We start from the raw sequence: 12,150 nt of genomic DNA, 5'->3' as shown, positions 1-12,150 counted from the left end.
TCACTTCTCCCTCCTCGCTCCTAACTCCTATTATTCAAGTGTAATTTCAAGTGCAAGACCGCGCAACTCGTGAACGAGTACGTTGAATGACTCCGGAATGTTCGGCTTCGGCAGGTTTTCACCTTTTACGATAGCCTCGTATGCCTTCGCACGACCAACCACGTCATCCGATTTTACGGTCAGGATTTCCTGCAGGATGTTCGAGGCACCGAAAGCTTCCAGTGCCCATACTTCCATCTCACCGAAACGCTGACCACCAAACTGCGCTTTACCACCCAGCGGCTGCTGTGTAATGAGCGAGTAGGGTCCGATCGAACGGGCGTGCATCTTATCGTCGACCAAGTGGCCGAGTTTAAGCATGTAGATGATACCCACAGTTACCGGCTGGTCAAAACGGTCACCCGTCAGTCCGTTATAGAGGTATGTACGGCCAAATGAAGGCAAACCGGCTTCATTCAACTCGTCAGCTACTTGTTGCTCCGTTGCGCCATCGAAAATTGGCGTTGCATACTTCCGATCCAGTTTCTGACCTGCCCAGGCAAGTACAGTTTCGTAGATCTGGCCGAGGTTCATCCGGGAAGGTACACCAAGCGGGTTCAGTACGATGTCAACTTTCGTTCCGTCTTCCAGGAATGGCATGTCTTCGTCGCGCACGATCCGGGCTACAACCCCTTTGTTACCGTGACGGCCGGCCATTTTATCCCCTACTTTCAACTTCCGCTTCTTGGCGATATAAACTTTGGCCAGCTTCACGATACCAGCGGGTAATTCGTCACCCACTTCGAGGGTAAACCGTTCACGCTTGAACCGACCCGTGATTTCGCTACGACGGTTGTTGTAGCTCTTCACCAGTTCGACAACCATCAGGTTCACCTTCTCATCGTCCGTCCAACCTTCAAGGTTCATGTCCGACAACAGGTTGGCTTCTTCCGGCACAGCGTAGCTGCTCTCATCGCGGTAGGCATTGCGATCCGGGAAGAGGTTTTCCGTAATATTCTTACGGCTAAACTTCACACCCTTGCTTACAATTTCATCGCCAAACTTATGTTTGACACCCGCGCTTGTTTTACCATCCAGTAAAGCGACCAACTTCTCAATCATACGAGCGCGGAAGTCATTCAACTCACGGCCGTATTTCTTCATCAGTGCTTTTACCTCGTCTTTGTGCTTACCCCGGTCTTCTTTGGCCGGACGAGCAAACAACTTGGTATCGATAACAACCCCTTTGAGGGATGGTGGCGCTTTTTTGGAAGCATCTTTCACATCACCGGCTTTATCACCGAAAATGGCACGGAGAAGTTTTTCTTCCGGTGTCGGATCGCTTTCGCCTTTCGGTGTAATCTTACCGATCAGGATATCGCCTTCCTTCACTTCCGTACCCACGCGAACGATACCGTTCTCATCGAGGTTACGAACCGTTTCTTCGCTTACGTTCGGAATTTCGGAGGTTAATTCCTCTTCACCACGCTTGGTGTCGCGCACTTCAAGTTCAAACTCTTCAATGTGGATCGACGTGAAGATATCTTCACGCACAACGCGCTCCGAAATCACGATAGCATCCTCAAAGTTATATCCCTGCCAGGGCATGAACGCTACTTTCATGTTCCGGCCCAGAGCCAGTTCGCCCGCCTGCGTGGCATAGCCTTCGCACAATACATCACCTTTCTTCACCCGCTGCCCTTTCAGTACAGTTGGTTTAATGTTGATGCAAGTATCCTGGTTAGTCCGACGGAACTTGATGAGGTTGTACGTTTTCCGATCTTCATCGAACGTAACCGCCATCTGGTCTTCGTCGAGGTTGTACTTAACGATGATTTTAGTTGAGTCAACGAACTCAATAACACCATCGGCTTCGGCAATAACCAGCGTCCGTGAGTCAACAGCAACACGGCCTTCCAGACCTGTACCCACAATCGGGGCTTCCGGACGGAGCAGCGGTACCGCTTGACGTTGCATGTTCGAACCCATCAGGGCACGGTTAGCATCGTCATGCTCAAGGAACGGGATCATGGAAGCAGCTACCGATACAATCTGGTTCGGAGCAATATCCATGAAGGTTACGTTGGCAGGCTCAGCCATTGGGAAGTCACCTTCAAAACGTGCTTTCAGGCGATCTACCTGGAAGTTACCTTTCTTGTCGATGCCTGCATTAGCCTGCGCAATGTAATGCGTATCTTCTTCTTCAGCCGTCAAATACATGACCGGCTTATCCATCGATACCTTTCCGTTTTCAATAATTCGATACGGTGTCTCAATGAAGCCCATGCTGTTAATTTTAGCATAGACGCAAAGCGACGAGATCAAACCGATGTTTGGACCTTCCGGCGTTTCGATGGTACACAAACGACCGTAGTGCGTGTAGTGTACGTCACGAACTTCGAAACCAGCCCGTTCCCGCGATAGACCACCAGGTCCGAGTGCCGACATACGACGCTTGTGCGTCACTTCGGCCAGCGGGTTAGTCTGGTCCATAAACTGCGACAGCTGGTTGGTACCGAAGAACGAGTTAATGACCGACGAAAGTGTCCGGGCATTGATCAGGTCAACAGGTTTGAAATCCTCATTGTCCCGTACGTTCATCCGTTCTTTGATCGTCCGGGCCATACGAGCCAGACCGACACCGAACTGTGCATATAATTGCTCCCCTACCGTCCGAACACGTCGGTTGCTGAGGTGGTCAATGTCATCGACAACGGCTTTCGAGTTAATCAGACCAATTAGGTACTTCACAATAGACACAATGTCTTCTGTGGTCAGTACTTTCATATCCGACGAAATGTCAAGACCGAGTTTTTTATTGATCCGGTAACGGCCTACATCACCAAGATCATACCGCTTATCCGAGAAGAACAAGCTTTGAATGATCTCCCGAGCGGTTTGCTCGTCAGGTGCGTCAGCGTTCCGGAGCTGCCGGTAGATTTGCTCCACAGCCTCTTTTTCAGAGTTTGAGCTATCTTTCTGCAGCGTGTTGTAAATGATGTTGTAATCGGCCATGTTCATGTCTTCCTTATGTAGGATGACTGATTTCTGACCTGATTCCGTAATTACATCAATATCATCTGCCGAGATGGCCGAGTCACGCTCCAGGAGCACCTCGTTCCGGCTGATTGATACTACTTCGCCCGTATCCTCATCCACAAAGTCTTCCGTCCACGTGCGCAGTACCCGAGCCGCTAACCGACGACCAATAGCCTTTTTCAGGTTGGCAGGCGTTGCTGGTACTTCTTCTGATAAACCGAACAGATCAAGAATGTCTTTATCTGAACCGAAGCCAATAGCACGTAGCAAGGTAGTAACCGGAAATTTCTTCTTCCGGTCGATGTACGCGTACATGACATTGTTAACGTCGGTCGAGAATTCAATCCATGAGCCTTTGAATGGAATGATCCGCGCTGAATACAGCTTGGTACCATTCGTGTGTTTACTCATCGAAAAGAACACCCCTGGCGAACGGTGTAATTGAGAAACAATCACACGTTCAGCTCCGTTAATGACAAACGAGCCTTTCTCGGTCATATACGGAATGTTCCCTAAGAACACCTCCTGCTCAATAGTCTCAAAGTCCTCGTTATCGGGGTCATTGTTTGTCAGACGCAGTTTGGCTTTCAAAGGCACCGAATACGTCAAACCCCGGTCGATAGACTCGTCAACCGAGTATTTCGGGGGATCAACCAGATAGTCGATGAACTCCAGTTTGAAATTTTCACGGGAGTCTGAAATGGGGAAATTTTCCTGGAATACCTTGAACAAGCCTTCCTCCGACCGTTGGTTGGAGGGTGTATCAAGCTGGAAAAAATCTTTGAAGGATTTTACTTGAATATCCAGAAAATCTGGATACCCAATCACTGGCTGAATCGTCGCAAAATTTTTGCGTGTACTGATTTTCGCGTTTGTCGCCAAGATTGTGCTTCGTTTAGTTGCGTAACCGATTCTCAATGAGTGCGTTGCGAAGATTTGCCACGGCACTCGGACTAAGCGGCTATTCAGGCTCCGGGTGTCACCCGACCCAAGGAGCGTAAATAGACAACATAAGGCAATAAAAATAAGTTTGTCTTTTGCAAGAGCTTAGACAAAAAGTCTCCAAACAGGAAAAGACCAGACGTTGGTCTGGCCTCTCCTGCCTGGAGCGATATGCGAAAGAGCTATCTGCTTACTTAACTTCTACTTCAGCACCAGCTTCTTCGAGTTGCTTACGCAGTGCGTCAGCCTCGTCTTTGCTTACACCTTCTTTAACTGGCTTCGGCGCAGTGTCAACCAATTCCTTGGCTTCTTTCAGGCCCAGACCGGTCAGGTCTTTCACCAATTTAACTACAGCCAGTTTAGCAGCACCAGCCGACTTCAGAACAACGTCGAACGAAGTCTTCTCAGCAGCAGCTGGAGCAGCATCACCTGCACCTGCACCGCCACCAGCTACCATTACGGGAGCGGCTGCAGCCGGTTCGATACCATACTCATCCTTCAGGATCGTAGCCAGTTCGTTAACTTCTTTAACTGTCAGGCTTACAAGCTGCTCCGCGAACGCTTTCAAATCTGCCATTGTCGTATTTCTTTTATTTGATTGTGATACAAAAGTGAAAAAATAATGTCGGAAAAATTAAGCTGCTTCCTCGCGCTCCGACAGCGTTTTGAGGATACCGGCCAATTTGTTGCCACCACCTTGCAACGCCGAGATGACGTTTTTGGCAGGCGATTGCAGCAGACCGATGATTTCGCCAACCAGCTCTTCTTTGCTCTTCAGTGCGATGAGCGTGTCGAGTTGATCAGCACCAATAAACAGGCTATAATCAATAGAAGCAGCCTTCAATTGCAGCTTGTCGTTCGTTCTACGGAACTCCTTGATAAGCTTAGCCGGTGCTTTGCCGTTATCAGCGTGAAACATCACTGCTGACTGGCCGTGCAGCACCGTATCGTTGAACGGTGTATAATCCGTATCGAGGGTCTCGAGTGCTTTTTTGATGAAGCTGTTCTTCACCACTCTGTACTCAATACCCCGCTCAAAACACATCCGACGGAGGTTGTTTGTTTCAGCAACCGTCATGCCATTGGCTTCCGTGATGTAGAAGAAGGGAGTCGACTGGAACTTTCCAGTTAATTCCTCAATAATTGCTCCTTTGTCCTCGCGCTTCATGGCTTAAATTCCGGCTACTGTGCCTTTATCAATCGTTACTCCCGGACTCATCGTGCTCGACAGGTTGATCGTCTTTACGTATGTTCCTTTGGCCGACGAAGGCTTCAGACGCATCAGCGTAGCAATGATTTCCTGCGCGTTTTCGGCCAGTTTTTCTGGCGTAAACGATACTTTACCAATACTGGTGTGAATGATACCGGTCTTGTCAACTTTAAAGTCGATTTTACCAGCCTTCACCTCACGAACGGCTTTAGCTACATCGGGAGTTACCGTACCCGATTTCGGGTTTGGCATCAGCCCGCGTGGTCCAAGCACTTTACCCAGACGACCAACTTTGGCCATAACGTTCGGCATCGTGATAATCACGTCGATGTCCGTCCAGCCTTGTTCGATTTTCTGAATATAGTCATCCAGGCCCACGAAATCAGCACCAGCTTCTTTCGCTTCGTTTTCCTTGTCCGGGGTGCAAAGCACCAGAACGCGAACCGTCTTACCCGTACCATGTGGCAATGTGGCAACACCACGAACCATCTGGTCGGCTTTACGCGGGTCAACGCCCAACCGAACGTCAATATCCACAGAAGCATCAAACTTCGTGTACGAGATCTCCTTCAGAATCTCAGCAGCCTGTTGGAGCGAGTATTCTTTAGCAGCATCGTATTTCGATTGAGCTTCTTTTTGTTTTTTCGTTAACTTAGCCATGTCTGTGTTTGCTTCGGCAAGTCTATTAGTTCTCGAAGGGCGCTGTGCCCGTCACCGTGATTCCCATGCTGCGGGCCGTACCGGCCACCTGCTTCATTGCAGACTCTACTGTAAAGGCGTTCAAATCGGGCATCTTCGTTTCCGCGATCGTCCGAATTTGGTCCCATGTCACAGAGCCCACTTTGTTGCGGTTTGGTTGAGCAGAGCCGCCTTTCAGCTTAGCTGCTTCCAACAGCAGAATCGGTGCCGGTGGAGTTTTGATGACGAAATCAAAGGATTTATCCTTGTAATACGTGATCAAGACTGGCAGCACCGTACCCATTTTATCCTGCGTCCGGCCGTTGAATTGCTTGCAGAATTCCATGATATTTAAACCCTTGGAACCCAGTGCCGGACCGATCGGAGGTGAGGGATTGGCTTGCCCACCTTTGACTTGCAGCTTTACGTAGCCACCTACTTCTTTTGCCATTGTGGTAATTGAGTTACGATCTACAACTTACGTTGCCTGGGAGTTAGTCACATAACCGATCCAGGTTCCTTCATTATAAACCAACTTGTTTTGATCGTTTGTCCTCTGAGGGAAGCATAGGACGCCCGATCATGGAATCTGACGACTAATCAGAGTTCCTTTTCTACTTGCGCGTAACTGAGTTCTACCGGTGTGTTCCGGCCAAATATCTTAACAACGACGTTCACTTTCTTCCGGTCGTCGAATACTTCTTCTACTGTGCCAATGAAGCCACCAAATGGACCATCAACCACTTTAACGGACTCTCCCTTGATGTAAGCAACGGTTGGAGCAGCTACTTCCTGCGCTTCTTCGTCAACTTTACCCAGGATGCGGTTCACTTCGGCCTGCCGTAGTGGAACAGGCACTTTCGAGGTTGTCCCAACCTGCGAATTGCCTAGAAAGCCTAATACGCCCGGCATATTGAGAATCATATCGAGTGCCCGGTTATTACCCAGATCAGCCGAAATAAGGATGTATCCAGGAAAAAAAGATTTCTCCCGAACGCGTTTCTTACCGTTACGCATTTCGTACACCTTTTCCGCCGGAATAAGAACCTGCGGAATTACTTCGTCCAATTTTTGCCGGATGATTTCGTTATCAAGGTAGGATTTGATTTTCTTCTCCTGCCCCGATACCGCCCGTATGACGTACCACTGTATGCCGCTCATTTTTTTGCCATTTGTTGCCAAGTGTCGTCAAACCTTGTTAGGCACAGTCATGAAGTGCTTTTACAACTCATGACCATTTCTTGACTACCTATGACACGTTTTTAGAATGACTGATAGAATGCGTTCAGTCCGTTCTCAAATACTAAATCTATCAGACCAACCAATAGCGCAAAAATCAGCGATGCTACCAGTACCAGCGTTGAACTGGATTGCAGATCGCTGAATTTGGGCCAAGTCACGTTGTGCTGAACTTCCTCCCAGGAGGCTTTCAGAAACGAAATAAACTTGTCCATGTTAATGTAAGGGATTGGCACGGGTGGAGAGATTCGAACTCCCATCAACGGTTTTGGAGACCGCTATTCTACCCTTGAACTACACCCGTTTGTTACTTGTCCATTCGGCGTGCCCCGAATTGGACTGCAAAAGTACGAATTTATATCAAAAAAACAAGTGCATCTCTGGTAAGAAATGCACTTGTTTTCAATTATTTACCTTAGTCGAGGATTTCCGTTACCTGACCAGCACCTACGGTACGGCCACCTTCGCGAATAGCGAAACGAAGACCTTTTTCCATAGCGATTTTGTTGATCAGACTTACTTCGATGGTGATGTTATCACCTGGCATTACCATCTCAACGTTTGCAGGCAGGGTAATTTCGCCTGTTACGTCTGTGGTACGGAAATAGAACTGCGGACGGTATTTGTTGAAGAATGGGGTGTGACGACCACCTTCTTCTTTCGACAGAACGTAAACCTCAGCCTTGAACTTCAAGTGTGGGGTTACCGAACCTGGCTTACAAATAACCATACCACGACGGATATCGGTTTTTTCAATACCACGGAGCAGAAGACCTACGTTGTCACCGGCTTCACCACGGTCCAGAATTTTCCGGAACATTTCAACACCCGTTACAACTGATTTCAGGTTTTCAGCACCCATACCCAGGATCTCAACTTGTTCGCCCGAGTTGATGATACCCCGTTCGATACGACCGGTAGCAACTGTACCACGACCTGTGATCGAGAATACGTCCTCTACGGGCATAAGGAATGGAAGATCGGTCATACGAGGAGGCAGGGGAATGAAATCATCCACACTCTGCATCAGCTCTTCAATGGTTTTAACCCACTGTGCATCACCATTCAGACCACCAAGAGCCGAACCTTGAATAACTGGGATGTTGTCACCGTCGAAGTTGTAGAAGCTCAACAATTCGCGAATTTCCATTTCAACGAGTTCGAGCAGCTCTGGATCGTCCACCATGTCCACTTTGTTCATGAACACAACGAGCTGAGGAACACCTACCTGACGAGCAAGCAGGATGTGCTCACGCGTTTGTGGCATTGGTCCATCCGTTGCAGCTACCACGAGGATAGCACCGTCCATCTGCGCAGCACCAGTTACCATGTTTTTCACATAGTCGGCGTGACCTGGGCAGTCAACGTGTGCGTAGTGGCGGTTTGCCGTTGAATACTCAACGTGCGATGTATTGATGGTGATACCACGCTCTTTTTCTTCCGGAGCGTTGTCAATCGAGGAGAAGTCCCGAATTGCGGCCAGACCCTTTTCGGCCAGCACTTTCGTAATGGCAGCCGTCAGCGTCGTTTTACCGTGGTCAACGTGACCAATCGTACCGATGTTTACGTGCGGTTTCGAGCGGTCAAAATTCTCTTTTGCCATGTTTTTAAAACGCTATTGTGAACTGTTTTTGTTATTGGATGAACTCGCTGAACGTCAATTAAGCCGGACGAGATCACCCCAATTGAGGTCTGACGCCGTTTTGGCTTAAAACTCAAAAAGACTTCACGAAGAAGCCTTGAGCCGTTACGGGGACTTGAACCCCGGACCTCTTCCTTACCAAGGAAGTGCTCTACCGCTGAGCTATAACGGCTTGTTTCTAACAGTGTAATCAGCAAAGTAAAACGGACTGTATCACGCGTGATCCTGACCCATTCATAGCTTGTTGAAGGCTATTACTTTACTAATTGAGCGGAAGACGGGTCTCGAACCCGCAACCTATAGCTTGGAAGGCTATCGCTCTACCAATTGAGCTACTTCCGCAAACTTAGTGTCTGGTTAATAGTAGAGCAGTAACTGGTACAACTTATCACTAATTAACTACTCACTAAATGGTGGGGAGTGGAGGATTCGAACCTCCGAAGGCGTACGCCAGCAGATTTACAGTCTGATCCATTTGGCCACTCTGGAAACTCCCCAAAAAGCACTGTTAAAGAACATTTTCCGCCCCGTTTCCGGTTTGGAGTTGCAAAATTACACGATTTTACGGTGTTGTCAACAGATGCGTCAAAAATAATTTACAGAACCATAAATATTATTGAACAAGTTGAGTCAACAAGGTCCCATCAGGATAACGAATATCTGTGATGCGCCATCGACCCCCTATCTGATGCATGTCCGCTCTAATTTCCTCAGGTTTAGCCTTATTCTCAAATGTTACATAGACAATAGCTCGTGTTCCACCAACAACAGCAGGCAATACCCACGTCTTTTTTATAGCCTCATCGGGTGCATTATATAGACCGTTTATTTTTTTTCTATTTAGCTTACCTGTTGTTTTCTGAGCGTCGTTCCAGATGAGTTCTGCCGTTGATTTTGTAAAAAACTGTTCGATGAGCGCCCGATCTTTTGTTTCACGCAGAGGGTTTTCTTTTTTGTTATGCTCGAAATACAGAGCTCTCACCAGACGGTCGGCCGCAGAGCGGGGTGTATCAGGTCCGGGACGTTTCGATAGGGCAGTTGCGCTATCGTCTACGGCCGTTGTACTCGGTGTGTTCGCTTCCTGTTTCGGTTTGGTTTGACAGGAAAGCATAAGTATCAGGGCAGCAAGTATAAGTTGTGGCAATTTCATGACAGGAAATGTCTGGTTTAGGTGCTTAAGCTTTTAACCGGAGAAATCTACGCAAATAAAGCCCTCATTGGTATAGTGGCTTCGAGACCTCACCGAACGATTTGCTCCTATTTACAAATAATAGACCGCGCCTGATAAAGCTGGCGCGGTCTTCTTTATTCTGCAAGTCAATTCTACCAGACCTTAATCCGGTCTTCCGGTTTCTTATACATCTTGTCGCCCGGCTTCACATTAAACGCTTCGTACCATGCATTAATGTTTGCCAGAGGTCCGTTGCAACGGTAGACTCCCGGCGCATGGGGATCGGTCATGATCAACTGTGCCTGCGTTTCGGGTAGAACATTGATCCGCCATACCTGTGCCCACGACAGAAAAAAACGCTGATCGGGTGTGAAGCCATCAATCATGCTCTTTTTACCGCTCGACTTTCCCTGTGCCGTCTTCTTAAAAGCATCATAGGCAATGGCCAGCCCGCCCAGATCGGCCAGATTTTCGCCAAGGGTCAACTGACCGTTTACTTTGATTGAGTCCAATACCTTGAAGCCAAAGAACTGTTCCTTTACCTGATCGGCCCGTTTCTTAAAGTTATCAGCATCGGTTTTGGTCCACCAGTCACGCAGAGTTCCGTCGGCATCGTACTGACGGCCTGAGTCGTCGAATCCATGCGTCATTTCGTGGCCGATCACCGCTCCGATACCACCATAATTAATGGCATCGTCGGCATCAAAATCAAAGAAAGGAAACTGTAGGATAGCCGCCGGGAACGCTATTTCATTATTGACGGGATTATAGTAGGCGTTTACCGTTGGCGGGGTCATCCCCCACTCCGTTTTATCGACAGGCTTACCCAGACGGTTAACCATGTAGTTGTACGACCATTTGCTGGCCGACTTTACATTACCGTAGTAATCGTTACGGGTAATGGTAACGCCATCGTAGTTCTTCCATTTATCGGGATAACCAATCTTACGCTTGAAAGAAACTAACTTTGTGAGCGCTTTTTTCTTGGTATCCTCACTCATCCAGTCGAGATTTTTGATGTGCTCTTTGTAGGAATCTTCGAGATTACCGACCAATGTTAGCATGCGCTGTTTGGCTTCCGGTTTAAAGTAACGCTGCACATAAAGCTGCCCAAGCAAATCGCCCAGTGAATTGTCAATGAGCCCACTCACACGCTGCCAGCGCGGTGTCTGCTCTTTCTGACCGGTCAGCACTTTCGAGAAGGCGAAGTTTTGTTTTACAAACGCATCGCTCAGGAAGGGAGCGGCCCCTTTCAAAATGTTCCAGCGCATGTACGTCCGCAGGTCTTCAATGGGCGTAGCAGCTACCAGACTATCCAGCGAGCGGAAGAAAGCGGGGCTTTGTACCAGAACAGTATCCTGCCCTTTCGCGCCGAACTTAGTCAACTGATCAGTCCAGTTGATACCAGGCGTAAGTTTATTGAAGTCGGCGATGGTCAGTTTGTTATACGTCTTGTACGGATCGCGCATCTCCACACGGGGCATCTGGGCTTTGGCTAGGGCCGTTTCTACCCGCATAACCACATCGGCATCCTGCGAAGCTTGGGTTGGCTCCTCACCAATCAGGCCAAACATTTTGGTCAGGTTGTCCCGGTATGCATCCCGGATCTTTACACTGCGGGCATCATTTTTCAGATAATAATCGCGGTCGGGCAACGTGGTTCCACCCTGACTAAACTGCGGCAGGTACTTGGAAACATTTTTACGATCCTGGCTGACGAAAAAACCAAATAACATGCCGTTGCTCTGTGTCCGCTGATAAGCCAGCTCGTCTAGGAAAGCCGCTTTGTTATTGACTTTTTCGATACGCGCCAGTTCCGGTTTGATGGGATCAAACCCACGCTTCTCGATCGTCAGGCTGTCCATTCCACTCATGTAGTAGTCGCCTACCATCTGATACAGCCGACCTTTTGTCGTAGTCTTGGCAGCCTCTTCAAGCAGGGTTTTCATGGCATCCAGACTCTTATCCCGAAGTTCATTGAAACTGCCCCACGAGGTTTTGGAAGCCGGAATAGCATTTTGACGAAGCCAGTTACCGTTGGCATACTGATAGAAGTTATCGCCGGGCTTCACCGATAAATCCATGTTTTGCGGATCAATAAATTTTCGGGGCCCCGCAGCCATGAAGGCAATAGCCAGGGCACCTGTCACTATAAAACTTACTCGTTTTGTCATTGTATCGACAGTTGAGGTTGATGAAAGGATACAAATTTAACTAAAAATAGGAACGCGGGTTGAACAGGTGTAACGG

Annotated in this window: 10 protein-coding genes and 4 tRNA genes; all 14 read right to left on the bottom strand. The window is 48.4% G+C overall.

Features of this window, described 5'->3' with window-relative positions; all coding sequences use genetic code 11:
- Positions 1–30: 30 nt before the first annotated feature.
- Complete coding sequence (rpoB, locus tag NT073_RS08340) at positions 31–3,900, bottom strand: DNA-directed RNA polymerase subunit beta (RefSeq protein WP_297371597.1); 3,870 nt, start codon at positions 3,898–3,900, stop codon at positions 31–33.
- A 250-nt stretch (positions 3,901–4,150) separates the two neighbouring features.
- Complete coding sequence (gene rplL, locus NT073_RS08335; protein WP_297371594.1) at positions 4,151–4,537, bottom strand: 50S ribosomal protein L7/L12; 387 nt, start codon at positions 4,535–4,537, stop codon at positions 4,151–4,153.
- A gap of 57 nt (positions 4,538–4,594) precedes the next feature.
- Positions 4,595–5,128 carry a 50S ribosomal protein L10 gene (gene rplJ, locus NT073_RS08330; RefSeq protein WP_297371592.1) on the bottom strand — a complete coding sequence of 178 codons (534 nt, stop codon included), beginning with the start codon at positions 5,126–5,128 and terminating at the stop codon, positions 4,595–4,597.
- Between the two features lie 3 nt (positions 5,129–5,131).
- Complete coding sequence (gene rplA / locus NT073_RS08325; RefSeq protein ID WP_012928964.1) at positions 5,132–5,830, bottom strand: 50S ribosomal protein L1; 699 nt, start codon at positions 5,828–5,830, stop codon at positions 5,132–5,134.
- A 25-nt stretch (positions 5,831–5,855) separates the two neighbouring features.
- Positions 5,856–6,299: a 50S ribosomal protein L11 gene (gene rplK / locus NT073_RS08320; protein ID WP_012928965.1), complete on the bottom strand. Its 444-nt coding sequence runs from the start codon at positions 6,297–6,299 to the stop codon at positions 5,856–5,858.
- A 149-nt stretch (positions 6,300–6,448) separates the two neighbouring features.
- Positions 6,449–7,009: a transcription termination/antitermination protein NusG gene (nusG, locus tag NT073_RS08315; protein ID WP_097126694.1), complete on the bottom strand. Its 561-nt coding sequence runs from the start codon at positions 7,007–7,009 to the stop codon at positions 6,449–6,451.
- Between the two features lie 101 nt (positions 7,010–7,110).
- Positions 7,111–7,302 (bottom strand): preprotein translocase subunit SecE, encoded by a 192-nt coding sequence (gene secE, locus NT073_RS08310; protein ID WP_012928967.1) that lies wholly within the window; start codon positions 7,300–7,302, stop codon positions 7,111–7,113.
- Positions 7,303–7,317: 15 nt separating this feature from the next.
- Positions 7,318–7,391, bottom strand: a tRNA-Trp gene (locus NT073_RS08305).
- Positions 7,392–7,502: 111 nt separating this feature from the next.
- Positions 7,503–8,690, bottom strand: coding sequence for an elongation factor Tu (gene tuf, locus NT073_RS08300; RefSeq protein WP_012928968.1), 1,188 nt, complete (start codon positions 8,688–8,690; stop codon positions 7,503–7,505).
- Positions 8,691–8,829: 139 nt separating this feature from the next.
- Positions 8,830–8,901, bottom strand: a tRNA-Thr gene (locus tag NT073_RS08295).
- 97 nt (positions 8,902–8,998) lie between these two features.
- Positions 8,999–9,071, bottom strand: a tRNA-Gly gene (locus NT073_RS08290).
- A gap of 69 nt (positions 9,072–9,140) precedes the next feature.
- Positions 9,141–9,226: transfer RNA gene (locus tag NT073_RS08285), tRNA-Tyr, on the bottom strand.
- 116 nt (positions 9,227–9,342) lie between these two features.
- A complete protein-coding gene (locus NT073_RS08280) occupies positions 9,343–9,879 on the bottom strand; it encodes a hypothetical protein (RefSeq protein ID WP_297371583.1) in 537 nt (178 codons plus the stop codon).
- A gap of 173 nt (positions 9,880–10,052) precedes the next feature.
- Positions 10,053–12,074: a M13 family metallopeptidase gene (locus tag NT073_RS08275; RefSeq protein WP_297371580.1), complete on the bottom strand. Its 2,022-nt coding sequence runs from the start codon at positions 12,072–12,074 to the stop codon at positions 10,053–10,055.
- Positions 12,075–12,150: the final 76 nt, after the last annotated feature.

Source organism: Spirosoma sp., from assembly GCF_026391055.1.
Classification (GTDB): Bacteria; Bacteroidota; Bacteroidia; order Cytophagales; family Spirosomataceae; genus Spirosoma.
This window is presented reverse-complemented; position numbering and strand designations above follow the sequence as displayed.